Source organism: Patescibacteria group bacterium (assembly GCA_041645165.1).
Classification (GTDB): domain Bacteria; phylum Patescibacteriota; class Patescibacteriia; order 2-02-FULL-49-11; family 2-02-FULL-49-11; genus 2-02-FULL-49-11.
This window is the reverse complement of record JBAZQN010000001.1, coordinates 75,214-100,908: the sequence shown is the minus strand read 5'-3', so window position 1 is coordinate 100,908 and position 25,695 is coordinate 75,214. Positions and strand designations below refer to the sequence as shown.

The 25,695-nt window shown below is 47.4% G+C and carries 26 protein-coding genes; 20 read left to right on the top strand and 6 right to left on the bottom strand.

Annotation, left to right across the window (positions count from 1 at the left end; all coding sequences use genetic code 11):
* Positions 1-3 precede the first annotated feature (3 nt).
* From WC659_00500 to WC659_00490, 3 genes are read left to right on the top strand one after another with little or no spacing between them, the layout of a single operon-like run.
* A complete protein-coding gene (locus WC659_00500; protein ID MFA4872401.1) occupies positions 4-1,005 on the top strand; it encodes a kinase in 1,002 nt (333 codons plus the stop codon).
* A complete protein-coding gene (locus WC659_00495; GenBank protein ID MFA4872400.1) occupies positions 1,002-1,721 on the top strand; it encodes a nucleotidyltransferase family protein in 720 nt (239 codons plus the stop codon). The genes WC659_00500 and WC659_00495 overlap by 4 nt, the downstream gene beginning before the upstream one ends.
* Complete coding sequence (locus WC659_00490) at positions 1,718-2,875, top strand: aminotransferase class I/II-fold pyridoxal phosphate-dependent enzyme (GenBank protein MFA4872399.1); 1,158 nt, start codon at positions 1,718-1,720, stop codon at positions 2,873-2,875. The genes WC659_00495 and WC659_00490 overlap by 4 nt, the downstream gene beginning before the upstream one ends.
* Positions 2,876-3,083: 208 nt before the next feature.
* Here WC659_00490 and WC659_00485 read toward each other — a convergent pair whose 3' ends face one another.
* Entirely contained in the window at positions 3,084-3,872 is a 789-nt protein-coding gene (locus WC659_00485; protein MFA4872398.1) for an inositol monophosphatase family protein, read from the bottom strand.
* A 252-nt stretch (positions 3,873-4,124) separates the two neighbouring features.
* On the bottom strand, positions 4,125-4,763 hold the full coding sequence (locus tag WC659_00480; protein ID MFA4872397.1) for an NUDIX domain-containing protein: 639 nt from the start codon (positions 4,761-4,763) through the stop codon (positions 4,125-4,127).
* 184 nt (positions 4,764-4,947) lie between these two features.
* Between WC659_00480 and WC659_00475 the strand changes: the two genes are divergently transcribed.
* From WC659_00475 to WC659_00395, 17 genes are all read left to right on the top strand, one after another.
* On the top strand, positions 4,948-5,883 hold the full coding sequence (locus WC659_00475) for an NAD(P)-dependent oxidoreductase (protein MFA4872396.1): 936 nt from the start codon (positions 4,948-4,950) through the stop codon (positions 5,881-5,883).
* 58 nt (positions 5,884-5,941) lie between these two features.
* Positions 5,942-6,898, top strand: coding sequence for a thiamine pyrophosphate-dependent dehydrogenase E1 component subunit alpha (locus tag WC659_00470; protein ID MFA4872395.1), 957 nt, complete (start codon positions 5,942-5,944; stop codon positions 6,896-6,898).
* Position 6,899: 1 nt separating this feature from the next.
* Entirely contained in the window at positions 6,900-7,946 is a 1,047-nt protein-coding gene (locus WC659_00465; GenBank protein MFA4872394.1) for a transketolase C-terminal domain-containing protein, read from the top strand.
* Positions 7,947-7,991: 45 nt separating this feature from the next.
* Positions 7,992-8,555: a D-sedoheptulose 7-phosphate isomerase gene (locus WC659_00460; protein MFA4872393.1), complete on the top strand. Its 564-nt coding sequence runs from the start codon at positions 7,992-7,994 to the stop codon at positions 8,553-8,555.
* Positions 8,539-9,111, top strand: a complete 573-nt coding sequence (locus WC659_00455; protein ID MFA4872392.1) for an HAD family hydrolase — start codon at positions 8,539-8,541, stop codon at positions 9,109-9,111. The genes WC659_00460 and WC659_00455 overlap by 17 nt, the downstream gene beginning before the upstream one ends.
* Positions 9,112-9,132: 21 nt before the next feature.
* A complete protein-coding gene (locus WC659_00450) occupies positions 9,133-10,188 on the top strand; it encodes a TIGR00180 family glycosyltransferase (GenBank protein MFA4872391.1) in 1,056 nt (351 codons plus the stop codon).
* A gap of 3 nt (positions 10,189-10,191) precedes the next feature.
* On the top strand, positions 10,192-10,965 hold the full coding sequence (locus WC659_00445) for an imidazole glycerol phosphate synthase cyclase subunit (GenBank protein MFA4872390.1): 774 nt from the start codon (positions 10,192-10,194) through the stop codon (positions 10,963-10,965).
* Positions 10,962-11,597: an imidazole glycerol phosphate synthase subunit HisH gene (hisH, locus tag WC659_00440; protein ID MFA4872389.1), complete on the top strand. Its 636-nt coding sequence runs from the start codon at positions 10,962-10,964 to the stop codon at positions 11,595-11,597. The genes WC659_00445 and hisH overlap by 4 nt, the downstream gene beginning before the upstream one ends.
* Positions 11,594-12,820 carry an N-acetyl sugar amidotransferase gene (locus WC659_00435; GenBank protein ID MFA4872388.1) on the top strand — a complete coding sequence of 409 codons (1,227 nt, stop codon included), beginning with the start codon at positions 11,594-11,596 and terminating at the stop codon, positions 12,818-12,820. The genes hisH and WC659_00435 overlap by 4 nt, the downstream gene beginning before the upstream one ends.
* Before the next feature lie 117 nt (positions 12,821-12,937).
* Positions 12,938-13,927, top strand: coding sequence for a class I SAM-dependent methyltransferase (locus WC659_00430; protein MFA4872387.1), 990 nt, complete (start codon positions 12,938-12,940; stop codon positions 13,925-13,927).
* A gap of 128 nt (positions 13,928-14,055) precedes the next feature.
* Complete coding sequence (locus tag WC659_00425; GenBank protein MFA4872386.1) at positions 14,056-15,096, top strand: N-acetylneuraminate synthase family protein; 1,041 nt, start codon at positions 14,056-14,058, stop codon at positions 15,094-15,096.
* Complete coding sequence (gene neuC, locus WC659_00420; protein ID MFA4872385.1) at positions 15,093-17,000, top strand: UDP-N-acetylglucosamine 2-epimerase; 1,908 nt, start codon at positions 15,093-15,095, stop codon at positions 16,998-17,000. Before WC659_00425 ends, neuC begins: the two co-directional genes overlap by 4 nt.
* On the top strand, positions 16,997-17,950 hold the full coding sequence (locus WC659_00415; GenBank protein MFA4872384.1) for a Gfo/Idh/MocA family oxidoreductase: 954 nt from the start codon (positions 16,997-16,999) through the stop codon (positions 17,948-17,950). Before neuC ends, WC659_00415 begins: the two co-directional genes overlap by 4 nt.
* 8 nt (positions 17,951-17,958) lie before the next feature.
* Entirely contained in the window at positions 17,959-18,909 is a 951-nt protein-coding gene (locus WC659_00410; GenBank protein MFA4872383.1) for a Gfo/Idh/MocA family oxidoreductase, read from the top strand.
* Between the two features lie 9 nt (positions 18,910-18,918).
* Positions 18,919-19,812, top strand: coding sequence for a hypothetical protein (locus WC659_00405; protein ID MFA4872382.1), 894 nt, complete (start codon positions 18,919-18,921; stop codon positions 19,810-19,812).
* A complete protein-coding gene (locus WC659_00400) occupies positions 19,796-21,121 on the top strand; it encodes a glycosyltransferase (GenBank protein MFA4872381.1) in 1,326 nt (441 codons plus the stop codon). The genes WC659_00405 and WC659_00400 overlap by 17 nt, the downstream gene beginning before the upstream one ends.
* A 92-nt stretch (positions 21,122-21,213) precedes the next feature.
* Entirely contained in the window at positions 21,214-22,053 is an 840-nt protein-coding gene (locus WC659_00395; GenBank protein MFA4872380.1) for a class I SAM-dependent methyltransferase, read from the top strand.
* Positions 22,054-22,150: 97 nt separating this feature from the next.
* Here the strand turns inward: WC659_00395 and WC659_00390 are convergent, their stop codons facing one another.
* The 4 genes from WC659_00390 to WC659_00375 all read right to left on the bottom strand — a co-directional run bounded on the left by WC659_00390 (position 22,151) and on the right by WC659_00375 (position 25,682).
* Complete coding sequence (locus WC659_00390) at positions 22,151-23,068, bottom strand: hypothetical protein (protein MFA4872379.1); 918 nt, start codon at positions 23,066-23,068, stop codon at positions 22,151-22,153.
* A gap of 127 nt (positions 23,069-23,195) precedes the next feature.
* Positions 23,196-23,399: a hypothetical protein gene (locus WC659_00385; GenBank protein ID MFA4872378.1), complete on the bottom strand. Its 204-nt coding sequence runs from the start codon at positions 23,397-23,399 to the stop codon at positions 23,196-23,198.
* Between the two features lie 692 nt (positions 23,400-24,091).
* The gene (locus WC659_00380) at positions 24,092-24,637 is read right to left on the bottom strand and encodes a hypothetical protein (GenBank protein ID MFA4872377.1); all 546 of its coding nucleotides are present in this window, start codon (positions 24,635-24,637) and stop codon (positions 24,092-24,094) included.
* 175 nt (positions 24,638-24,812) lie between these two features.
* Complete coding sequence (locus WC659_00375) at positions 24,813-25,682, bottom strand: hypothetical protein (protein MFA4872376.1); 870 nt, start codon at positions 25,680-25,682, stop codon at positions 24,813-24,815.
* Positions 25,683-25,695 lie beyond the last annotated feature (13 nt).

Below are 25,695 nucleotides of genomic sequence, written 5' to 3'. Positions count from 1 at the left end.
TATATGGTCATTACGAGAACACCCTACCGTATATCTTTTTTCGGCGGTGGCACTGACCATCCAAAATGGTTTCTCATGCACGGCGGTGCGGTCATCAGCACCTCCATCGACAAATACTGCTATGTGAGCTGCCGCAATCTGCCTCCCTTTTTTGAACACAAACACCGCATTGTCTATTCCCATATTGAAACGGCGAATGACACGGATGAAATCCAGCATCCCGTGGTGCGCGAATGCATCAAATTCCTGGGACATGACGAGGGATTGGAGGTGCACCATGATGGCGATCTGCCCGCACGATCCGGCATTGGCACAAGCTCATCATTCACCGTGGGACTCCTCCACGCCCTCCATGTTTTGAATGGCAGAACAATCGATAAAAAGACGCTCGCGGCACAGGCAATCGAGGTGGAACAGCAACGCATACGGGAAACTGTCGGCTCTCAAGATCAGATTGCCGCCGCGTACGGAGGATTTAACCATATTACGTTTCATCCCGATGGCGAGATCACGGTGAGCCCCCTCGAGGTATCCCCTGAGGTGAGTGCCGAGCTGCAATGCCACCTCATGCTCTTTTTTACTGGATTTACCAGAATGGCTTCACTCATCGAAAAAAGCAAAATAGACAATTTCTCCAAGCGTGAAAAAGAGTTGTCGCATCTCATGCAACTCGTCAACGAAGCGCGCCATATACTGAAGACCGGCGCAATCCAAGAGTTTGGGGGACTTTTGCATGAAAATTGGCGCCTCAAGCAGTCACTCGCCGAAGGAGTCACGAATGAAGTGATCGATTCAATATATGAGGATGCGCTGCACGCAGGCGCGAGGGGCGGGAAGATCCTGGGCGCCGGCGGAGGTGGATTTCTCCTCCTCTTTGTGCCCCCCTCGTCACAGCCTATGGTGCGAGAACGATTGCGTCGGCTTTTAGAAATTCCGTTTAAATTTGAAACAGAAGGAAGTACCGTTATCTTTAACCACACTACCTTGGGAGGTGTCGTACCATGAAAAGGAATGAACCATTAGAGGTATGCATCCTGTGCGGAGGTTTGGGTACCCGTTTCCGTGCAGTAGATCCGAGTATCCCTAAAGTACTTGCCCCCTTTAACGGCATACCCTTTCTTTCACGGCTGATTGAGCAATTCCTCCGCATAGGCACAACACGCATCATCCTCTGCGTTGGTTATAAGGCGGAGGATATCGAGAGTTATTACCGCTCAAGTCCTTACACAAAACACCTTGTGTATTCAAAAGAAGACGCGCCCCTCGGGACAGGGGGCGCTCTCAAACAGGCTGAAACGCTCTTGCGCGGTGAATATTTTTTTGTTGCCAATGGAGATTCCTATTGTCCGGTTAATCTCCTTGAAGTAGCACAGCAGCACTTTATGCATAAAAACACGCTCGCAACTATGGTATGCAGTAAATGTAATGAGCGCACTGACGCAGGCAACGTAATAATTGACGAGCGCAGTAAGCGCATTGTGGCGTTTAGAGAAAAAGAAAATCTCCCAGAGGCGCAATGGAGAAATGCCGGTATCTACCTCTTCCATAAGAAGGCGCTCTCCCTCATCCCGCCAGACGCAAAGACGTCTCTTGAATACGACCTATTCCCTGCACTCATTGGCAAGGGATTGTACGGATTTGCCACCTCTGAACAGTTCATCGACATAGGTACGCCGGAACGGTATAGTAAAGCCTTAGATTATTTCTCTTCTACATCATGAGACAGTATAAACTTGCAGAACAAATTATTGATCAGCACGATCTGAACGCCCTGGCGGATTGGCTGCAGCATAACCCGCAATTGACTAAAGGGCCGCTGACGCTTGAATTCGAGTGCCAATGGGCTCGCTGGATTGGCACGAAATATGCGGTATTTTGCAATTCCGGCTCTTCCGCGAACCTGCTCATGGCGTATGCGGCGCTCTTATCCGGAAAATTAAAAAATAGAAAAGTGGTCGTGCCGAGCGTAGGGTGGGTCACCACCATTGCGCCATTTATGCAATTCGGCTTTGAGCCTCTCATGTGCGGAGCGGACAAGGATAACTTCGGCCTCGACCTGTCGCAATTGGAACGCCTGCTGCAGCAGCATGATCCTGCCGCCGTCATTGCGGTCCAAGTGCTGGGAGTGCCCATGGATATGGATTCACTCGCCGCACTGCAGCGCCGCTACGGATTTTTTTTCATGGAAGACGCGTGCGCCGCGCTGGGGGCCGAATACGGCGGCAAAAAAGTGGGTGCCTTCAGCGCCATGTCGTCGTTTTCTTTCTTTTTCGGCCATCAACTGTCCACCATTGAAGGAGGCATGGTAAACACGGATGATGAAGATCTTTATCATCTGCTTTTAATGCTGCGCAGCCATGGATGGCTCAAAGACCTTCCCAAAGAGAAAAGGTCCGCGTTCATGCAAAAATATCATCTTGACGACTGGCACGAGCCTTTCACCTTTATTGTACCCGGATTTAATCTTCGCACCACTGATGCACAAGCGTTTTTAGGATTGCGCATGATTGATAAGGCAAACGCCGTGACGAAACGCCGCACGGAAAACCACCTCCTCTATGCGAAACTCCTCCCCTCTTTGGAATGGCAGCGCTGGAGCGAAAAAGCAGCGCCGTGCAGCATTTCATTCGGCGCGCTTGCGCGCGACCGCGCTCACCGGAAACAAATCGTGGCAGCGCTCGATGCGCATCACATTGAAACGCGGCTTTTCTCCGCCGGCAACCTCGGCCTTCACCCCTTCTGGAGCGAACGCTACGGCGAGTTCCATGACGAGGTATCCGATAAAATCCATTCCTGCGGATTCTTCCTGCCCAATAACGAGTCCATCACCCCAGAAGACGTGCACTACATTTGCAATGTGGTTAATAGTGTTTAATTCCCCCATCGCTTTTTTATCTTATTTCGTTTAGTATCTTTCACGTCACCTTTAACTCAACCCCACTATTATACGATCGTAAAATAGTGGGATAAAATTCTTAACTCTTCAATCCTAATTGCAACTGATCATTTGGCTCGAAATGAACGGTTAAACTATTTGTCCGCCATTTTGCGCGAAATGGCGGACAAAGTCTGCATCCTCAAAATTATATGCCTATCTTAAAAAAATCCGAGAGTTTCTCGTGAAGCGCGGGATTAGCCGCGAGAATCGAAGCATCGCCGAGTTTCCATTCTTCACCCTTAAGATTCGTAACCTTCCCACCGGCTTCACGAATAATACACACCGCAGCAGCCATGTCTTCTGGGTTGAGCGAGGTTGCAAGGTACGCATCGTACTTCCCGCTCGCGACCAGACAGAGCGGCACACTGGCGCAGCCGGACTGAAGAAAACATGAAATACCGTCCAGCGCCATAGCACGATTAATGAAAGGCACGTATGCCTGACGGTCGAATTTACCTGGATCAATTCCCATAATTACATGGTTGACTTCTGTGGTATCACCGACGTGAATTGCTTCGCTATTACAAAATGCTCCTTTTCCTTTCTCCGCTGTGTACATTTCGCCGCGCCCGCACGCATTCACTACGCCGATAATCGGCACGCCGTTTTCACAAAGACTGATGCATACAGAAAAATGATCAGTCGTGCCGCGAAAATATGGGATAGTGCCGTCCAGTTCGTCAATGACCCAAGTATAAGGACTTTTTGCGTCCTTATCTTCAAATTCTTCCGAGTGAATATTGTGCTCCGGAAATCTCTGTCCAATCTCGCGGCGCACCAACTCCCCCACCTTCGTATCAATCTCCGTCCGGAAATGCGTCCGGGCGGTCCATTCCACATTTTTCACTCTACCGCGAAATTCCATCACAATTTCGCCTGCCTTTTTGGCAAATTCCGCAGCGAAATTTAAATATTCTTGAGTCTCATTAAGCATACCTGAAATTACACATTTATCCCTAGCGTTCACGCTGTTGTCATTCCTGCGCAGGCAGGAATCCAGACAAAACATAAACAGAAAATCGATCGGTTTTTTGTTTATTTTTATTTCTGGTTCCCGCATCTTGCCTGCGGGATGACGTGAGACGTGCACGCTTTGCTTATTATCTCACACTCGCCAAAATTGAAAAGGCCAACGCACCAAAATATATGGATACATTGACCTTTTACCGTTTGAACGAGAAAACGCTCAAATTTGAACGCTCGAAAAATCAAACTTCACCCCTATCTCGTCCAGCACGGCGAGGGTGATGGTTGCCGTTTTGCCATCAATGTAACGATGATTCAGCAATAACGGTACCCAATCTTCCAACGGTGTGAGGATCACTTCCGATCGTTCGCCCATCGTGCCCTCATAGTTCTCGTCGAGCTCGCAGTTCGTTGCAAGAACCATGAGATATCCAATCGGACAGCTTGCCGGGTCGAAATCACCCTCCTTGTACTCATGATCAAAGACGAGAATTTTTACAGGACCGGCGACGTAGCCGGTTTCTTTCAGCAATCGTTCCCGGATGACCTGCTCCGGATCCTGTCCAAGAGCGACGTTACCACCTGAGAACTCGAGCCGAATTCCGCGCCACACTCGTTGATGATAAAGCGCGATCACCTGCCGATCCTTCGTGATCGCCATAACGTGAATGGCGGGAAACTGTTCGGCTATGTTAGGGATATTGCGACCCCATCCTCCAAACTTTTTAACAACATCTTTGATGGGATCTGGTCCGATTTGAAAATCGGCCTCAAGTAGGGCGCGCCGTCTGCCACTATCGGTACCGAGAATTGTGAGGGGAGGCAAAATTTTCGGCGGGAATAAATTTGATTGTTGCATAACTTCACCTCATGATTTGAATTGTGAAAAGAAATCGCCCGTCTGAAAAATTCATTTTTTCTTTTTCAAACAGCCGCGTGAGTTATTTTTTACCACCTCTTTCTACCACGAATTCTCTTATATTGTCAAATTGAACAAACCCACAAGATATGATATTGTTATGGAGGTATAAATGAGAATAAATATGCATATCCTCGTTACCGGCGGCGCCGGATATATCGGCTCCATCCTCGTCCCTGCCCTTCTCCAAGAAGGGCACAAGGTTACGGTCGTGGATAATTTTCGCTACGGCCAGACGCCGCTCCTTGATGTCGTGCATGACCCCGATCTTGCCATCATCCACGGCGATGTCAGGAATGAAGGGCTCATGGAAAAACTCATTAGTGATGCTGACGCGATTTTCCCGCTTGCATGCCTCACGGGCGCGCCTTTGTGCGACCGCAACCCGCACGAAGCGCAGGCGGTCATTGTGGACGCGGTGCGCCATATGCTAAAAACGAGACGGCCGGATCAGCTCATTATCTATCCCACGACCAACAGCGGCTACGGCGTTGGCGAAGAAGGGATATATTGCACTGAAGAAACGCCGCTTCGCCCCGTCTCGCTCTATGGCAGGCTGAAAGTGCAGGCAGAGAAAGAAATCCTTGAAGCAGGCAATGCCATTACCCTGCGCCTGGCTACCGCGTTCGGCATAAGCCCGCGCATGCGCCTCGATCTCCTTGTCAACGATTTCGTCCATCGCGCGGTGAACGACCGCTTCCTTATCCTATTCGAATCGCATTTTAAAAGGAATTACATCCATGTGCGCGACGTGGCACGCGCTTTCTTGCACGCGTTGAATAATCTGAATCAAATGAAAAACAACGTGTATAATGTCGGATTGAGCGATGCAAACTTGAGCAAATGGGAATTATGCGAGGAGATCAAGAAGCAGGTGCCTGATTTTTATTTTACCGATGCAAAAATTGGCGAGGATAGGGATAAGCGAAACTACATCGTAAGCAATGAAAAAATTGAAAAGACAGGTTTTGTGCCCCGCTACCATCTTTCCGACGGTATTAGGGAATTAATAAAAGGATTCCAAATCATTAGGAATAATCATTTTTCGAATCTTGTATAAATAAAGGACAACATCACTTGTCCCCTCCTTACTAAGGAGGGGATGGGGAAGTCTCGATATGGATAACCTCAATTTCGAACTCTACAAAAAGATGTACCTCATCCGCGCCACGGAAGAGAAAATCAGAGCGCACTATGAAGAGGATGAAATGAAGACTCCCTGCCACTTGTATGTCGGAGGTGAACACATTGCGGCAGGCGTGCTACAAGCGCTTGCAAAGGATGATTACCTCTTCGGCACCTACCGCAGCCATGGCATCTACCTCGCGAGGACCATGGAAACTGACGCATTCTTCTGTGAACTCTACGGCAAAGCGACAGGTACGCAGAAAGGAAAGGCAGGATCAATGCATATCGCCTCGCCTGAACACGGACTGGTCGCAACCTCCGCAGTAGTGGGCACCACCATCCCTATGGCGGTAGGAAGCGCTCTTGCTCAACAATATCTTGCGACGGGAAGAATAACGGCGGTATTCTTTGGTGATGGGGCGACTGATGAAGGTGTTTTCTGGGAAAGCATTAATTTTGCGTGTTTAAAAAAACTCCCTATTCTCTTTATCTGCGAAGACAATGATCTTGCAATCCATACCTCGACGGAAGAACGGCATGGCTATCGTTCAATTACTGATATTGTGCGACAATTTGACTGCAATGCATATGCAAATGAAACGACAGACGTACAACAAATCTATCAAACCACTACTCAAGCAATTGCCCAGCTCCGCTCCGATCAACGGCCAGCTTTTCTCCACTTTAAGTACTACCGTTACTATGAACACGTCGGAATGTATACCGACTTCCATGCGGGATACCGCTCAGAAGAAATATACAAACAATGGAAAGCGCGGGATCCCCTCGAACTGCAACGTACGAAATTGTTCTCCCAAGGGATGAACGACGACCTGAAGAGGTATGAGGAATCAGTGCAACAACAATTGACTGAAAGCGTTCGGAAAGCAAAAATAGCCTCGTTTCCCGATCCGCAGGAACTCTACAGCGATATTTACGCATTATAATATGTCTCGCATAATAACGTACCGCGAAGCTATCACTGAAGCACTCCGTGAGGAAATGGAGCGCGATGAGCGTGTGTTTGTCTACGGCTTGGATGTGGCAGACTTCAAGCGTACCTTCGGTAGCGGCAAAGGATTGTTGGAACAATTTGGCGCGAAACGATATTTCAGCACACCGCTTTCTGAAGATGCGCTTATGGGCATAGGGCTGGGTGCGGCGGTAATGGGGCTGCGGCCGGTCAATGTGCACATTCGAGTAGATTTCCTCCTTCTTACGCTAAACCAACTGGCTAACATGGTTACCAGCATGCGCTATACCTCCGCAGGCAAACTTAAGGTACCGCTCACCATCCGCACGGTCATTGGCCGCGGATGGGGACAAGGCATGCAGCATAGCAAAACTCTCCACGCTCTCTTTGCCCACCTCCCCGGACTCAAAGTGGCGCTTCCTTCCACTGCCGCAGACATGAAAGGTTTGCTCAAATCTGCCATCCGTGATGATAATCCGGTTCTCATTATCGAGCAGCGATGGCTTTATGACACGCCTGGCGAAGTGCCAGAAGACCCGAATTACCTTGAACCGCTTGGCGTTCCCCGCTGTATCCGTGAAGGAACCGATGTCACGGTGATTGGCGTTTCATGGATGGTCATAGAGGCAGTGAAAGCAGCGGAGATCCTTGCCCGCCGAGGAGTGCGCGTCGAGGTCATCGATCCTCGAACTATTTCTCCCCTTGATTACACCCTGATATATGATTCAATAAAAAAAACGGGGCACTGCATCGTCGTGGATTATGACTGGCTTAACTGCGGTTTCAGCGCCGAAGTCGCAGCGCGCGTGCAAGAACATTGTTTCAATGAATTAAAATCTCCTATTACGCGAATAGGGTTTGCTGAGACACCGTGCCCTACGACCCGGCCGCTCGAGAATAAATTTTACCCAAATGCAATACAGATTATCAAGGCCATTGAACAGAAATTAGGGCTCTCTGAAACTGACCTAAGTGGAGAAGAATTCTATAGCTATGAGAATAAATTTAAAGGGCCGTTTTGACAATAGAAGCCAGATGACGCTTTTATTACGCCACTAAACGCCACTATGATTGAACGCTCTATTAAAGAATCAATTGAACTGAAGCAGAAATTGCTGCAGGCTTCATGTCTCACGCAAATTCAATCAATCGGCCAGAAAATTATTGACGCATTGAAGCAAGGCAATAAACTATTTATCGCCGGCAACGGAGGATCAGCTGCTGACGCGCAACACTTCGCCGCAGAGCTTGCAGGGAAATTTGAGAAAGAAAAACGCAAACCCCTTCCTGCAATCGCGCTTACCACTAATACTTCAAACCTTACCGCGATTGCGAATGATTTTGGATTTGAGTATGTGTTCTCACGGCAGCTGGAATCGTTAGCCAGGGAAGGCGATATTTACATTGCCATTTCCGCCAGCGGAAATTCTCCCAATATTGTGAAAGGGTTGCAAAAAGCGCGGGAAATGAATATGAAAACGGTGGGCTTAACCGGCAACGATGGCGGAAAAATGAATGAATGGTGCGACGAAATATTAACTGTCCCCTCCTCTAGCACACCGCGTATTCAAGAATGCCATATTCTTATTATTCACCTCCTCTGTGAAATGATCGATGACTACTTCGCCTAACTTTATCTTTCTTGACCGCGATGGCACGATCATCCGCGATATAGGTTACCCCCATAAACCAGAGCATATTGAATTCCTTCCTGATGCCGTCGAAGGGCTTTTATTATTACAGGGTCAAGGCTACCGGTTCATTATGGTAACGAATCAGGCAGGCATCGCGCGCGGCATCTATTCGGAAAAAGAGGCTATTGAATTTACCAACGCAGTGGAACGGGAGCTCGCCGAGAAGGGTGTACATATCCTCAAAACGTACTTCTGTCCCCATCATCCTGATTTCACGGGAGCGTGTGAGTGCAGGAAACCAAAACCTGGACTTGCTCTGCAAGCCGCGCAAGAATACAATATTTCGCTTCAAAAAAGTTTTTTTGTAGGGGATAAAGACAGTGATGTCGAGTTTGGTCGTAATTGCTGCGGAATTACATTTCGCATCGCCAATGACCTATATCCTTCGACAGTAGCACCCCACTATGAAGTGAAAAATATATTAGAGGTATATACCATACTCACAAATGTGGATAAGTTAAAAATAACCCCACCCATACACGATCATGTATAATTGTATTAGAAGAGAGTACCTATGTCTTCTCCATTCGTTGCCATACTCATTCCCACGATGAACCGCTCCGAATTTGTCATTCGGCAGCTGAAGTATTATGTGCAGGTGGGATGCCCGCATCCCATCTATATCGGCGACTCGAGCAATGCGGCGCACGACTTAGCGCAGCGTGAAGCGATCGCGTCACTCCCCTCCCTCACGGTTCATTACTTCTCTTTCCCTAACGAAACCATCGATGTAGCAACTTATCACCTGTTAGAAAACGTTACTGAGGAGTACATGTGCATGATCGGCGATGATGATTTCCAAATCCCTTCCTCACTCACCCGCTGCGCTGAATTCCTGGAATCGCACCGCGACTATGCTTCGGCGCACGGTCATGCGGTGGCCCTGAGAATAGAAGGAAACAAGGTAGCTGGACGCATCACCAAAATAAAAGATTATCCCCAACCGCAGTATGAACAAGAAAGCTCGGCGGTACGCCTTATGTATTATTTTTCCCGTTATTATGTGACGCTCTTTTCAGTCCACCGCACCACTGCGATGCACGCCCACTGGGCGCACCGTGAAAAAATCAAAGATGTGAGCATGGGATGTGAGATTATCCCTTGCGCGCTTTCTATTATAGAAGGAAAATCAAAGCTCATCGATTGCCTCCAATTCATACGCCATATTCACGACCGCAATAAACCAGTACCAAATTATTTTGATTGGGTCGTACAAGAAACATTCCCCCCTGCATACGCGCTCTTCGAAACGCTCACGACGACTGCACTCGCGGAAAAAGACCACCTGCCCGCTGACGAAGCAATGAGGATCGTACGCAAAAGTTTCTGGAATTTCCTTGCACGGCAACTCAATCGGGAATATGCAGAATTCCATATCTCACCCTCCATCCCCTCGCGCGGACATTGGAAAGTTGCACTTGTCAAGAAATTCCCATTTTTGAAAATACTCAATCGTACGTTTAAAAAATTGTTGGGGCGTGCACTTCCTCTCCACGCTGCAGTCACTGATCCTTCCACTCCTTATTATCAAGATTTCAATGACATACGACGTAGTATAGAACGCGAATGATCTATGCCTAATATCCGCATCATCCCTCGTCTTGATATAAAAGGTCCCAACGTAGTGAAGGGCATCCATATGGAAGGGTTGCGTGTCGTCGGGAAACCGCGGGAGCTAGCCTTACGCTACTGCGCACAAGGGGCGGATGAGCTGATGTACATGGATATAGTGGCGAGCCTCTACCAACGCAATATCGATTTTGAACTGCTGAAATCTGTCGCCGATGATATCTTTATTCCCATCACCGTGGGAGGTGGCATCCGATCGATTAATGATATGCGCCAAGCGCTGCGCGCAGGCGCTGACAAGGTGGCAATCAATACCTTCGCGATTCACAACCCAGAATTTATCTCAGATGCGGTGAATACTTTTGGCGCGCAATGCGTAGTCATTTCAATTGAAGCAAAAAAAATGAATGAAGACCATTGGGAAGCCTACACTGACGGCGGGAGAGAAAGGACCGGCATCGATGCGGTAGCGTGGGCAAAAAAGGCAATCGCAATGGGTGCGGGTGAAATTGTCCTTACCTCAATTGATAAGGAAGGGACCAAGAAAGGATTTGACCTTGAGCTAATCCGCGCGGTCACCGCCTTTGCGCCCATTCCCATCATTGCCCACGGCGGCGCGGGCTCGCTCGCTTCGATGGCCGATGCCATTAAAGCCGCAAACCCAGACGCGCTTGCATTTGCTTCAATGCTCCATTACGGCGATGCCGCGATACAAGAAGTAAAACAATATCTGGGTTTGTGCCATATCCCTACGCGGAACGATATATTGGACTTATGAAAAATGTTTCTATCGTAGATTACGGCGTAGGCAATCTTTACAGCCTCCATAAGGCGCTGAAAAAATATGCAAACGCTTCACTCACCGAAGAAGCAGATGAGCTTTTGAATGCAGACGCGCTCGTGCTTCCGGGTGATGGCGCATTTCACGCGGGCATGGAAGGCCTGCGGGTGCGCGGGCTGAGGGAGCCGCTTTTATCCCGCATCCGCCAGGGCATACCCGTGCTCGGCATCTGCCTGGGCGCGCAAATTCTCCTCTCAAAAGGATTTGAATTCGGCGCCTGGGATGGACTTGGGATTATTCCCGGGAACGTTGAAAAATTCCCTCCCCTTGCGCCAGGCGCTAAAGTGCCCCATATCAATTGGAGTCCCATTGCGCCCGGTGATGGTTCGTGGAAAAATACAATTCTTGATGGCATACCTCAAAGAACGCACGTATATTTTGTGCATTCATATATTCTGAATCCTGAAAATCCTGATCATATCCTCGCCGTGACCGAATATGGCGGCATGAAATTCTGTTCAGCAGTCAGGATGGATAACGTATACGGATGCCAATTCCACCCCGAGAAGAGCGGCAACGCGGGATTGCGCATTATCGAGAATTTTATCCGACTTATACCGTCGCTATGACAAATACCATTTCAGATTCGGGATATGGCCGTTATGGCCTCCCGTTGACCGTCAAGTTTTGCACCCGATGCGTAATCTCCAATCAGCGCCCCAGCTCCACGGTGGAATTCAAATCCAATAAAGAAGAGCGCAAGGCCACTATTGAATTCAATCAGCAAGGAGTCTGCAGCGCGTGCCAGTATGCGTGGATGAAAGACAATACGATAGATTGGATTGCGCGTGAAAAAGAGCTTATCGCGCTTTGCGACAAATATCGCAGCAAGGATGGCCGCTATGATTGCATCGTGCCCGGTTCGGGCGGCAAAGACAGCGGCTTCACTGCCCATGTGCTGAAATATAAGTATGGCATGAACCCGCTCACGGTAACCTGGGCTCCCCATCTTTATACCGAAACCGGTTGGCAAAATTTCACGAACTGGAGCCATGTGGGAGGATTTGACAATATCCTCTTTACCCCCAACGGCCACGTACACCGTCTCTTGACTAAATTTGCATTTGAAAACCTACTCCATCCTTTCCAGCCTTTCATCATCGGACAGCGCCACATCGGACCGAAATTCGCGGCGATGTATCATATACCCCTCGTATTTTACGGGGAAAACCAGGCTGAATACGGCAATAATATCAAAGAAAATGACGTCCCCGTAATGAAAGAAGATTTTTTTGCCCTGGATATTAATTTCGATAATCTCTTTTTAGGCGGCGTCCGTGCAAGCGACCTGATAAAAGAACACGCGGTGTCCATAAATGATCTCAATCCATATCTCCCAGAGGCAAAAAATAAAATTAAGGAAGCGGGCATACAGGTCCACTATCTCGGCTACTATTTAAAATGGGATCCGCAGGAAAATTTTTATTATTCCGCAGAACACACCGGATTCGTGGCGAATAAAGAACGCACTGAAGGAAGTTATTCCAAATATTCAAGCATTGACGACAAGATCGATCCCTTCCATTACTACACCACGCTCATCAAGTTCGGCATCGGGCGCGCGACATATGACGCCGCGCAGGAAATCAGGAATGGAAAAATTACGCGCGAGGAAGGCGTGGCTTTAGTCCATCGGTTTGACCAAGAATTCCCTCATCAATATTTCAAGGAATTTCTGGAATACACAGGCATTGCGGAAGAGCGATTTTGGGAACGCGTCAACTATTTCCGCACGCCGCACCTATGGGAACAAAAAGGCGGTGAGTGGATACTTAAACATCAGATTCAGTAATTTTCAATGCTCAATTTTCAATCAATGCATCAATTCTCAATTTTCAAACGTTTGGAAATTAGGTCATTGGAAATTATTTGAAAATTGGTATTTGAAAATTGAAAATTATCAATTGGTATGCGCGATATCCTGAAAGACTATAAAATCTTCGACATCGATCCAAAAAAATTAAGGAGCAAGGACTTCTTCAAGAACATGCTCGAATATAGGCATAAAATAATGGATCAATGCAAAGATGCCTGCCTGTCTCCTGACCAGTTTTCCTGCCCGCTCTGCGCGGGCAAGGAAGGGTTTGCGTACCTGTCCTATCGAGAATACCAACTGTTTGAGTGCGCCCAATGCCACTTGGTATCTCCTCTTATAAAATGGGAAGCGCTGAAAAAAATTGAAATCTATGATGATGACGCCTATGTAAAAGATACCACGAGAGAAATTATTGATACCTACGAGTACCGGAAACAAACCTATGCGCCGGAACGCATGAAATATATTGAAGAAAAAATTTCCGATATTCCCCGCAGAGCGATGAAAATACTCGACCTTGGCTGCGGCCCTGGTTATTTTATCGATTACCTCAAGGATCAAGGCATCGCCTATAAGGGAATAGAACTCGCTCGTTTTCTCGTTGAAATCTGCAAGAAACGCGGGCTTCATGTGGAAGAGGTCCAGCTGGAAAATGAGCCTATCAAGGGCTACAATATCATCACCATGTTCGATGTGCTAGAGCATTTGACTGATCCCGCCGCCACGTTTACTGCGCTCAATGAAAAGCTTATGCCCGGAGGCTACGTGCTCGCCTACACTCCCCATGTGCATTCCCTCGCTTACTATCTTATGCAGGGCGAACAAAATACTCTTCTTCCTTTCCAACATTTGTGTTTTTTTGACCGCATGTCGCTTGAGTTTCTCGCACACAAGACCGGCTTTATAATTCATTCCCTTGACTATTATGGCCTCGATGTGATGGACTACCTGTACAAGAAACAATACGAGGATGGATTTGACTACCATGAACGATTACGGGACTTCATCCCGGTCATGCAGGCGATTATCGATAAACAAGGATTGAGCAATCATATGAGAGTAATGTTTAAAAAGATTGGTTAATTTTCAATAATCAATTTCCAATTTTCATTTAATGCTCCAATGAAACAATTTTCAAACATTGAACATTGGGTCATTAAAAATTATTTGAACATTGATGCTTGAAAATTGAAAATTACTGATGTGAAGTTATGAATCCATTTATACAAATCGGCAGTAGGAATATAGGACTTGATTGCCCTCCCCTCGTTATCCCGGAGATTGGCATCAACCATGAAGGCGACTTCACAAAAGCGAAACGCATGGTGTTAGACGCGCGCCTCGCCGACGCTGAAATTGTAAAATTTCAATGCCACGTCATTGAAGACGAAATGGTGCCGGCAGCCAAACAAACCATACCCGGCAATGCAAAAGAATCCATCTGGGATATTATGGCCCGCTGTGCGCTCACTGCAGAACAAGACGGGGAATTGAAGCGCCTCACTGAATCGCTCGGAATGATCTATCTCTCCACACCATTTTCCCGCGCGGCTGCCGACCGCCTGGAACGGATGGGGGTGGTTGCCTATAAAATAGGCTCTGGAGAATGCAATAATTACCCTCTCATAGACCATATTGCTTCATTTGGAAAACCCATCATCTTGAGCACCGGGATGAATGATATTTCATCCATAGTGCGCGCAGTTGACATTTTCCGCGCACGGAGCGTACCTTATGCGCTCATGCACTGCACTTCCCTCTACCCCACTCCCTACCCTCAAATACGCCTTGGCGCGCTGGCGCAGCTTTGCGAAGCGTTCCCTGATGCGGTGCTTGGATTAAGCGACCATTCTATCGGCAATTATGCATGCTACGGCGCGACCGCGCTTGGCGCGTCTATTTTAGAAAGGCATTTTACCTCTGATAAAACATGGCCAGGGCCTGACATCCCTCTATCTATGGACTTAAAAGAGCTTAAAGAGCTTATTCATGGCAGCCGTGCAATCTTTGAAGCGCGCGGAGGAGAGAAGACAATTCTTCCCGATGAGCAACCGACGATCGATTTTGCATACGCGAGCGTCGTGACCATTAAACCAATTAAACAAGGAGAGCAACTGAACTACGGAAACATCTGGGTCAAACGTCCCGGCACAGGAGAGATTAAAGCAGTTGACTTCTTCCGTATAATAGGTAAAAATGCAATCGTTAATCTAGAGGAAGATATGCAGTTAAAGTGGGAGTATTTTGTATGAAACGTAAAATCGTCTATCTCACCGGCACGCGAGCAGAATTCGGAAAAATCAAGCCGCTGATTCAGGAAATTATCAAACTGGATTTATTCGACGTATCCGTCTTTGTCACGGGAATGCACATGAGCGAAAAATACGGATACACCGGCGAAGAAATCTTGAAACTCGGCTTTCCGCATGTCTATCAATACATTAACGATGCCGAACATGGCACCATGGACACGATTCTCGCGCATACTATTGAAGGAATTGGTAACTACGTGAAGCTTTTCAAGCCGGACATGATCGTCATCCACGGCGATCGCGTGGAAGCGCTTGCCGGCGCGATTGTCGGCGCGCTCAATAATATCCTCGTCGCCCACATCGAAGGCGGCGAGATTTCCGGCACAGTGGATGAAATTATCCGCCATGCCATAAGTAAACTCGCCCATATCCATTTTGTCTCCAATACCGAAGCAAAACGCCGCTTGCAACAGCTAGGCGAAGACGAACGCCATATTTACATCATTGGTTCTCCTGATCTTGACATCATGAGCTCGCCCGATCTCCCTACGCTCACAGAGGCGAAACAGCGATACGAAATACCTTTTTCCGAATATGCCATTCTGGGGCATCATCCCGTTACCACTGAACTCCATCGCATTCCTGAGCAAACAGAAAAACTGGTTGATGCTCTCATCGCTTCTGGCTTGCATTACATTGTAATCTATCCTAATAATGATCACGGAAATGATCTGATCTTAAGCGTCTATCGGGAAAAAATCATGGCCCATCCCCGCTTCCGCATCTTCCCTTCCATGCGGTTTGAGCATTACCTTACGTTTCTGCAAAACGCGCTTTTTATAATTGGCAATTCCAGCGCTGGCATACGGGAGGCTCCGTTTTTCGGCGTACCTACTATCAACATAGGTTCACGCCAGGCAAACCGAATCCCTCCTGACACGCACGCGAGTATATTCCATTGCGATTACCACCATGAAACGATTCTTGATCATATTCGGAAATTTTCCCAGCTCACCAGATTCCCGCCTAATAACCATTTCGGTGACGGCAAAAGTACGGAACGATTTTTGACCGAATTGCGCTCGGATCGCATCTGGCAAACAGGGATCCAAAAACAATTCAGAGATTTTAATATCTCGACGCATTCCCAGCCAAAATCGGAAATTTTAGGAATCGTGCCGGCGCGCGGCGGATCTAAATCAATCCCCCGAAAAAATATCAAACTATTCTGCGACAAACCGCTCCTTGCCTGGACAATCGACGCCTGCGTGCGATCGGGGAAACTCGACCGTCTAATCCTCTCCACCGATGACGCGGAAATTGCCGATATTGGCCGGCACGCGGGCGCGGACGTGCCCTTCCTGCGCCCAACTGCGCTGGCACAAGATCATACCCCGTCCCTTGCCGTGCTCCAACACGCAATTCAGTGGCTAAAAGAAAATCAGGGCTATTTGCCTGCCTATGTCGTCCTGCTGGAACCAACTTCACCCGGCAGGATGCATTATCATATCCGCGAAGCAATAGAACTCTTGCTCACATCCGGGGCCGACTCAGTGGTGAGCGTCACCGAAGTGCCGGGACATTTTAACCCCCATTGGCAGTTTGTCATGCAGGACACGAATATGCTTAAACTTTATACGGACCAGCCGGTATCTGGCATTGTGCCACGACGCCAGGAATTGCCAAAAACATATTATCGCAACGGGGCGATCTATGCCTTAAAGACCGAGCTCTTGCTTAATTCTGAACCCTCACTCTACGGCAAACAGGTGCGGGCATACGTGATGGATGGAAAATACTCTCTCGACATTGACACGCCGGAAGATTGGGAAAAAGCGGAACATTCGTTTCTGCAAATCCTGGCGGAGCAAAACAAAAAGGCTGTCAATGCCAATGCCCTATGAAAAATATTATACTTATTGGTGCCGGGAATATAGGCAGCCGGCATCTTCAATCCCTTAAAACGGTATCGCTGCCGCTGCAGATCATTGTGGTTGATCCGTCCTCCGAATCGTTAAAAACGGCGAAAGAACGATGTGACAGCGTGGATGGCGCCGCACCGCATGAAATAAATTTCGTGAACACGCTGCCGGCATCTCTTCCCGATATTGACGTCGCGATCATTGCCACATCCTCCGCGGTGAGAAAACAGGCGCTTGAAGAGCTGCTTGCCCGCGCCCATGTGCGTTATTTGCTTCTCGAGAAAATCCTCTTTAATCGGCCGGACGATTACGACGCGGCGCAAAAAAAATTAAATGCGCTCAATATCAAAGCGTGGGTAAACTGCCCCATGCGCGTCATGCCCGCGTATCGCGATTGTAAAAAATTACTACGAGGCGACAGGCTCTATTATCATGTAAGCGGGGCAAACTGGGGCCTCGCGTGCAACGCCATTCATTTCGTCGATCATTTGTCATATCTCAATGACTGCCGCGAATTTACCGTTTCTACCGATCTGCTGGACAATAAGCTCATCCCCAGTAAACGTCTGGGGTTTTTCGAGCTCAATGGAACGCTGACGGTAACATTTCAAGATGGCAGTCTAGGCGTATTCTCTCATTTCTTAGAGGACAGCGCGCCGATTATGATTACGATAAGCAATCCACAGGCGCGCGTTATTATACGCGAAAATGAGCGAAAAATGTGGATGGCAACGCCTCAACAAGACTGGAAATGGATAGAACACGAAGCAGTCATTCCCTACCAAAGCCAGCTTACCGCACCGGTCATTGAAGATATTTTGCATAACGGCGATTGTCAGCTCACGCCGTACGCCGAGTCCATGCGTCTCCATCTCCAACTCTATGAACCGATCCGAAAATTATTAAATCTGGATCATTATCCTTTTACCTAATGCGCCTTATGCAAGATCCTATCCTCCTCGTCGGTACTGGTTATATGGGAAATGAGTACGCAAAAGTGCTTCAGGCTATGCACCTGCCTTTTATCGCCGTGGGCCGCGGAGAGCAGCACGCTAAAGAATTTGAAACAATGCACCAGGTCCCCACAGTAAGCGGAGGATTGGAAACTTGGCTTAAAACCAATCAAAACGCCCCTAAAACAGCTATTATATGCACAAACGAAGATCAGCTCTCACCCTCTGCGATTGCGCTTATGGATTATGGAACACGTTCTCTGCTCATTGAAAAACCAGGTGGGCTTATCCGCAGCGACATTGAAGCAGTCGCAGAGAAAACAAAGGCAACAGGATCAAAAACCTATATCGCCTACAATCGCCGCTTCTATGCGTCAACGCGCAAAGCGCGCGAACTTATTAAAGAAGATGGCGGTATAACCGCGTTCCATTTTGAATTCACCGAATGGGTGCATAAAATCTCGGATCAATTGAAATTATCCCCCACCGGCCACCACTGGTTTCTCGCCAATTCCACGCACCTTATTGACCTTGCCTTTTTTCTCTGCGGACATCCGCACACAATGGAAAGTTTTGTCGCGGGAGGATTTGACTGGCTCGATGGTCCTGCGCGCTTCACCGGCGCTGGCATAAGCGAACAAGGAGCGCTCTTTTCTTATCACGCCACATGGGATTCTGCCGGACGCTGGTGGGTAGAAGCGCTAACTACCAAACGAAAAATAGTTCTCCGTCCCTTAGAAACCCTTAAAACGCAAATGAAAGGAACGGTGATAGAGGAGGAAGTGCCGCTTGACGACGATTATGACACTCGTTTCAAACCAGGCATTTACCGGCAGGTGGAATCGTTCCTCAATGACCAGTATGATCTCCCTACTGTCCATGACCAAGTCGAAGCTCTTAGCGTCTACGAAAAAATAAACGGCGGACATCCGCTCTAATCATCCTTTATGCATATCATTCACGCACTCAAATATCCTTTCCACTACGCATATACAAACGTGCTCTACCCGCATGCGCTCAACTATCGTTATCGCGGAATTATACGCAAGAATAGAGCGCTGCGGGATACGCATAAAGGGAAACGCTGTTTTATCCTCGGCACCGGCCCATCCATCAAAGATTTTGATCTTGTAGAACTCAAGGACGAATATACTTTTGCCGTCAACGACATGGACAAGCATCCGCGCTACCGTGACCTTAATGCGAAATTTTACGCCATTGCTGACACAACTTACTTCATTTCTAAATCAGACGATGACTTTTGGGGCTTAAATCTCAAGCATAAAACAGAAAACATCAGCCCCTCAACCCGATTACTGCTGAACATAAAGGCAAGACCTCTCATCGAACAAAAAAATATTTTCTCCCATCATCCTATCACATATATCTCCTATCATGGCATTTTTAGCGATAAAATTCCCTTCAATATTGGTCTCGATAAAACCGTACCCTATCCAAAAAATGTGGTGCTCGCCTGCATGATCGCTGCTGTCTATATGGGATTCGAGGAGCTTTACCTCTTGGGGTGCGAGCATAGTTATCTCTCCAATCCCACTGGATTAGGAAAAATCAAGACAGTCTCGCATTTCTATTCTACCGAAGACGAAAAGAAGATAGATCCCACGAAAGACATAAAAACGATCCAAGAACGGGGGCTGCAACGCGATGTCGAGATGTCGTATGAAAAATATATGGTGAGCGTACTTCAACTTTTTAAGAATTACCGCCACTTTTCTACAAAAGTGGAACAGACTCATCCGCGCGTAAAAATTTATAATACCACGCCAAATACGTTTCTAGACATATTTCCGTGCATTGATTTCGATGACATCGAATTTTAACGAAAAAAAACTGCGCATCCTCGAGCTCGGCACTACCGACACGAAAGGCGGTGCCGCTGCTGTTTCTTGGGAATTAAAACAAAGCTTGGAAGCCCGAGGGCACGCGGTCAACATGATCGTGGGATACAAGCGCTCGCACGCCCCCTCGGTGCGTGAAATTTGGGATACGCCCTTCAATAATCGTATTTCAAAAATTATCAAACGCAATTTCCGAGCCCGCTTCCATCACCATCTTAGCTTTTGGCTCTCCAACGACATCGCTTTTCTTCCCGGGAAACGCATCCTCACGTATCCAGAATATACGCACGCAGACATTGTCCACGCACACAACCTACATTCTCTCTGGTTTAATTTAAAAACTCTTCCCCTCATTGCACCATACAATCAACCTAACAGTGTAGCCATTCAACAATGTAGCCGTTCAAACAAACCATTGGTCTGGACCCTCCACGATATGTGGCCCATTTTAGGCCAAGGAGCGCATGCATTTGAATGCACACATTGGATCTCTGGGGGGTGCGATTGCGCCCATTCCGATTCTCTGCCCCCTCTTCGACGTAACAACAGCCGGCATTTGTGGAAGCTCAAAAAACAAATCTACGACCACGCGCACTTCAATGTGGTCGTACCTTCTCTATGGTTAAAATCACAAGTAGAAAAAAGCATGTTAAAAGATAAACCGCTCCATGTCATTTATAACGGCGTTGACACTCGCCTGTATAAACCGGGGAATAAGGGCGAACTTAGAAAAAAATACAACCTTCCGCAAGACAAAAAGATTATCCTTTTCTCAAGCAAGGGGGGCGCTAAAAACGTATGGAAAGGATGGGAGTATGCAGAGCAGCTTATTCACGCGTATGCCCAAAGGAATGACATACTTTTCGTCTGCATGGGAGGGTACGATCGAACGGTGCCCCAGAATTTAAATATAACCTATGTCCCCTTTTCATCTGATTCGCACACGATCGCCGATTATTATGCATTAAGTGACTTGCTCCTTTATCCTTCACTTGCTGACAATTGCCCTCTTACGGTGCTTGAAGCGTTATCTTCGGGCCTGCCAGCGCTTGCGTTCCATACCGGAGGAATCCCCGAACTCGTCGTGCATAAAGAACATGGCTACATCGCGGCTTATAAGGACCTTTCGGATTTAACCAATGGCTTTGAATGGCTCATCAATCTTCCACGCGACCAATACGCTGCCATTGCCGCCGCCTGCCGCAAGCGTGCAGTAGAAAAGTTCTCTCTCGATCAAATGGTTAATAATTATATTACACTATACTATCAAATACTCAGTTCCCCCTCTTAGGGTAAGAGGGGGACACAGGGGGGAGTTACGATTCCGCACGTCATAACTCCTCTAACGCTCCTCTTATCTTAAGAGGAGACACCATGATAAATATGCAAGAATATACGACAAAGCAATTCTGGGATTCTTATTACGGCAAATTCAAACCACACACCGTAGAGAAGGTCTATTTTGCCGATCTTTTTGAAAAATATCTTGCCCCTGATCCCCAAAAATCAGTCCTTGAAATAGGATGTGCCGGCGGCGACTTTTTGTGTTTCCTGGCAAAAAAATACCACTACCAAGCTTACGGTATTGATTATTCCGATGAAATTGAAACCACCCGCGCGCTATTCGCGTTTAATAATCTTCCCGAGCCTGCTCTCTATAAAGAAGACTTGTTTTCGTGGAATCCCAAAAGACAGTTTGATATCGTCTGCTCTTTTGGGTTTGTCGAACATTTTTTAAATCTTAACGAAGTTATTCAAAAACACGCCGACCTTGTCGCGCCAGGCGGCACATTGATAATGAGCATGCCGCACTTCGCGCACCTGCAATACCTCTTCCACTGGCTCATCGACAAAGAAAATTTAAAAAAACACAATACGAAAATTATGAATCTTAAAAGAATCAAAAATGCGATTCGTCATGCTGAGCTTAACGAAGCATCTCCTGCGAATGCAGGCACACGATCAAAATTGGATATCCAATATCTCAACTACTACCGCACCTTCGGTTTCTGGACCGAACGCCCACCAAGACCCCCCTCTTATGATAAGAGGGGTGGGGGGAGTTATGACAACCAACCACTGCCTCTCAATTGGTGGGAACGCGCGATTAACTGGAAAATTCAAACCTTTGGCCGCATCATTAACAAACTCATCGGCCCCAACCATCCCAATCCCCTCTTCTCTCCCCACCTTGTCCTCATCGCTCAAAAAATCCCCTCTTGAGAGGGGTTTCAGGGGTGTGTTCCTTCACTCACAAAAAAACAACAAGGGTGACGCAACACAACATTTTCACCCTTGTTGCACCGCGCCACCCGCTTGGTCAGCCTTTGATGTCAAACTTTTGCGAAACAAATTCCCACGATGCCGCGTGCCCTATCTTATCTGTTTCCTCAAGCTTGGAATAATTATCCAAGAAAAACTTTCTCACGGACTCAAACCTTGGATCATCGATTCTGTTCTCCAGCCATTTACAGTGCATGAATTTCATCGCGCCGACGATTTGGTTCCGTGAATCTGGACTAAAAGTAGCGTGCACCGCATAATACGACTCTGCTGCTAAACTATATCGCCCGCGTTTATATTCAAGATCACCAGAAATATGATTAAATCCCCCTACAACCCGCGGCACTTCGCTCTCCTTTAAATTTTTATCCACTAAACAGCCATGCATATCATGAACTGTTAAAGCCGCCCCATCCGTGTCATCTAAATCCAAATAAAACGATGCGAGGGATTCCAGCATCATCGCCCGCCTGAAAGGGGGCAGCTCCTTAAACCGCGGGTCATTGCAAAATTCCTGCTGCAGATCCGCCGCTTCTTTTATTTGTTTATTGTGGTAATATGCTTGAGTAAATGCTTGTTTTATAGCCGCAACGGTATCAATCGGTGTATCTTTCGAGATTCTGCCATTCACTCCTTTCAAAAAATTAATGGCCTTTCCAATATCTGTCTTATCTTTTGCGTTTCGCCTTTGTAAATCCCCATCGCGGCAATCAACAATAAGAAGATCTTCGGGGGAGACCTGCGGGTGATTACGGATAAGTTCAAAAAAAATCCTATTTTTTATCGCATAGCCATCTTTGGTGGCAAATGGCTGATTGGCCATTTCAAATAGATGGCTAATATCAAAATTCTCCACTGACGCCTCACCGTTATTTATCTTCTGATAATCTCCTTCGTAATCAGGTGTAGCAGATCTTGAGTCAACTGGTGTAATTTCAGATTTTAGTTCACTCATAAAATAAAAGTAAAAATATAATTCTCATTTACATAATATCACAAAAGGCTGAAAGAACGCAAAACAAACAAAAAAAGACTTACTCGGCGAATAGATAAATCTCGCCTTTCAGTCTTTCGGGTGAGAGCTACTTCCACCCCGTCACCAACATTATTTTCCCGCATACGCTGCATACCTGCCCCTGAGCCAAATGAACCTGGCTAGCAGCGATCAGGGCGATCGTGTCGCTCAGGATGTTGCGGGGATAGATCACCTTCTTCCCTTCATGCCCCTTAGGGCACTTGAGTAGATAGGTGATTTCCACGTTGGTTCCGGTGTCTGGGGAATTCATAATTTATCTCCAAATTTTAAATGAACCAAAAATCCCCACGATAAAAAATACGTGGGACTTATTTAATTTTGACAAAGAAAAAAAGTTTTTGTCACCACTTTCTTACCACGAACTCTCTCTCTCTGTCAATAGACGCGGGGTGTAACTGCCCACTCGGGGTCATCCTGAAGACTTAATCCTGAAGGACTGGGCCGAAGGCCGCACGTTATCGGTTGCGCGCTTCACCTGATTCCTAAACAAACGCTTAGGAATGACAGTGGACCCTATGATAATATCCGCGTTAATCCGCGTTCGTCCACATAGTGATACACTGTAGCGTGGCAGCCTGTCTGCCACCAACGGATCGCAGCTGATTGGTCGGAGACAAGCTCCGACGCTACAGATTGAGGTTCTGATTGTGGCTGATGATCTGCGCGCAAATTTTTTTATATCATTGTGCTGCACTCTCAATATGTTTCGCTTTTAAAAACAAAAAGTTCTCCCATCAAACCAACGAGAAAACTCCTAATTTGCTCTCTTCTCCCAAATTCCCAATTTCACTCCACCTCAACCCTTTGCACTTCTTTTCTCCTTTCCCTTCCTTTCCTCCCCCTTCCCCTCAACTCTTCACCCCAGTATTGCACGATCGTGAAATAATGGGGTAACAACCTAATGAAACTTTAACAACCAATTCGCTCTGTGCTCTTTCTATATTACACGATTTTATCCGCAAACACCAATTTCGCACAATCTTCCAATTCACAATTCACAATGATGCGCGCGGCAAACTCGAATACCTTTCGATCAGATGTGTAAAAAACACTTCGTTGAAATTGAGAAAAACCAAGCGAATAGAGCACACGTCTAAAGACATCGCGAAATTGACGATGCCGTTCGGGAATATCGAATACAATGAGAAATCCTCCCTGTTTCCCCGATGTGGCAGACGCCTTAAAGTGCCGCGCATATGATATGGCAAATTTCAACCATCCTTTGGGAGTAATCCGGTACGTACCTTTCTTCCCCTTAACCGCTGTGAGGTAATCTGCCTGACATAAATTTTCAAACGCTTTCGCTATGCGTTTACGCTCACGCTGCTCACTCTCGCGTCGAAAACGTGCCGCTCGCCATGCCGCCCGCTGTGGATTAAAGCCAAAGAGTTCTGCGGCAGCCGAGGGACTCATGGTAAACATTGGCTCTAAATCAACTAATTTTGTTAATAATTTCTCAGTGAATGGCGTTTTTGTGTGCAAAAACATGAATGTTAATTTTAAATTCTCTATTAACCCTTCTGCCGCCCCTTCACTATGTATGAATATTATACCCCACTATTATACGATCGTAAAATAATGGGGTGAAATCTTACCATAATTCAGAGCTATATTACCTTCTAGTTTTTTATTTCTACAAATTCCAGTGTGACAAATAGACTTTTTATCTTAAAAGAATGAGCGCCGCGCCGGCAATGCCCAGGCTAAATGCCCACCACTCTCTTTTCCCCATCCCCTGTTTCTCCCCGAAATACAACCAGCCGATTATCGCGGGCAAAATCGTGAGCGCAATCCCTTTGAGAGGTATAATTTGCGTTAACGTGCCGCCGTATTGATAGGTGACATAGAGGAGACTGAGGGCGGCCACGAATCCCAAAGAAAGGATGATAATCGCGACGAGCGACCGACGCGACAGCCGCAAGGTTCGCACGCGCTCAAAAGGCAAAATGGTCAGGGATCCTATGAACGAACCCCCATACCATCCCACCACAAATTCATGGAGGGAAACGCCCCCCAGCGCAAGGGGCTTCAGGAGATAATTGGTTACGCCGAAAATAACCACCGTCGCAACAGTGGCAAAAAGCCACGCGCGCCGATGGGGAAACTGTCCTTCCTTCTGCGGTACCTGGAACAACCACATGGCAAAAAAGCTCAAAAGAACGCCGAAAAACACCGTCGGCTCCACGAGCACGCGTTCTCCCAAAATCACCACGGCAAGGACAATCGCAATGAGACTGCTCAAAGGGAAAAATAGCGCAGTCTTGCTGAGGCTATACGCATACGCGCGCCAATTGCTGTAATTGCCGTACGCATTCAAGACCCCGACTCCCGCCGCCGCCGAAATATTGCGCGCATTGCCGATACCCTCTCCTATGATGGCGCTCAAAGCGAGAGCCCACAGAGAACAAAAAAAGAACTGGTAGGCAACTCCCAGCGATTTCTGTTGCGGCAGGCGGTCCGTAGCGCGTTTAAAAAGCACCTCCACCAACACCTGCACGATCATTAATATTATAACGATCCCTTTCCACGACATACAAAAAGGCGTT

Bases quoted from the DNA above. Each gene is read 5' to 3' on its own strand.
- WC659_00450 (MFA4872391.1), top strand. From the start codon at position 9,133: ATGTCTTCTCCATTCGTTGCCATACTCATTCCCACGATGAACCGCTCC.
- WC659_00475 (MFA4872396.1), top strand. From the start codon at position 4,948: ATGCATATCCTCGTTACCGGCGGCGCCGGATATATCGGCTCCATCCTC.
- WC659_00465 (MFA4872394.1), top strand. From the start codon at position 6,900: ATGTCTCGCATAATAACGTACCGCGAAGCTATCACTGAAGCACTCCGT.
- WC659_00410 (MFA4872383.1), top strand. From the start codon at position 17,959: ATGCAAGATCCTATCCTCCTCGTCGGTACTGGTTATATGGGAAATGAG.
- WC659_00445 (MFA4872390.1), top strand. From the start codon at position 10,192: ATGCCTAATATCCGCATCATCCCTCGTCTTGATATAAAAGGTCCCAAC.
- WC659_00400 (MFA4872381.1), top strand. From the start codon at position 19,796: ATGACATCGAATTTTAACGAAAAAAAACTGCGCATCCTCGAGCTCGGC.
- WC659_00385 (MFA4872378.1), bottom strand. From the start codon at position 23,399: ATGAATTCCCCAGACACCGGAACCAACGTGGAAATCACCTATCTACTC.
- WC659_00430 (MFA4872387.1), top strand. From the start codon at position 12,938: ATGCGCGATATCCTGAAAGACTATAAAATCTTCGACATCGATCCAAAA.
- WC659_00425 (MFA4872386.1), top strand. From the start codon at position 14,056: ATGAATCCATTTATACAAATCGGCAGTAGGAATATAGGACTTGATTGC.
- WC659_00380 (MFA4872377.1), bottom strand. From the start codon at position 24,637: ATGTTTTTGCACACAAAAACGCCATTCACTGAGAAATTATTAACAAAA.
- WC659_00460 (MFA4872393.1), top strand. From the start codon at position 7,992: ATGATTGAACGCTCTATTAAAGAATCAATTGAACTGAAGCAGAAATTG.
- WC659_00435 (MFA4872388.1), top strand. From the start codon at position 11,594: ATGACAAATACCATTTCAGATTCGGGATATGGCCGTTATGGCCTCCCG.
- WC659_00480 (MFA4872397.1), bottom strand. From the start codon at position 4,763: ATGCAACAATCAAATTTATTCCCGCCGAAAATTTTGCCTCCCCTCACA.
- WC659_00455 (MFA4872392.1), top strand. From the start codon at position 8,539: ATGACTACTTCGCCTAACTTTATCTTTCTTGACCGCGATGGCACGATC.
- WC659_00490 (MFA4872399.1), top strand. From the start codon at position 1,718: ATGAGACAGTATAAACTTGCAGAACAAATTATTGATCAGCACGATCTG.
- WC659_00415 (MFA4872384.1), top strand. From the start codon at position 16,997: ATGAAAAATATTATACTTATTGGTGCCGGGAATATAGGCAGCCGGCAT.
- WC659_00495 (MFA4872400.1), top strand. From the start codon at position 1,002: ATGAAAAGGAATGAACCATTAGAGGTATGCATCCTGTGCGGAGGTTTG.
- WC659_00485 (MFA4872398.1), bottom strand. From the start codon at position 3,872: ATGCTTAATGAGACTCAAGAATATTTAAATTTCGCTGCGGAATTTGCC.
- WC659_00405 (MFA4872382.1), top strand. From the start codon at position 18,919: ATGCATATCATTCACGCACTCAAATATCCTTTCCACTACGCATATACA.
- WC659_00470 (MFA4872395.1), top strand. From the start codon at position 5,942: ATGGATAACCTCAATTTCGAACTCTACAAAAAGATGTACCTCATCCGC.
- WC659_00375 (MFA4872376.1), bottom strand. From the start codon at position 25,682: ATGTCGTGGAAAGGGATCGTTATAATATTAATGATCGTGCAGGTGTTG.
- WC659_00395 (MFA4872380.1), top strand. From the start codon at position 21,214: ATGCAAGAATATACGACAAAGCAATTCTGGGATTCTTATTACGGCAAA.
- WC659_00500 (MFA4872401.1), top strand. From the start codon at position 4: ATGGTCATTACGAGAACACCCTACCGTATATCTTTTTTCGGCGGTGGC.
- hisH (MFA4872389.1), top strand. From the start codon at position 10,962: ATGAAAAATGTTTCTATCGTAGATTACGGCGTAGGCAATCTTTACAGC.
- neuC (MFA4872385.1), top strand. From the start codon at position 15,093: ATGAAACGTAAAATCGTCTATCTCACCGGCACGCGAGCAGAATTCGGA.
- WC659_00390 (MFA4872379.1), bottom strand. From the start codon at position 23,068: ATGAGTGAACTAAAATCTGAAATTACACCAGTTGACTCAAGATCTGCT.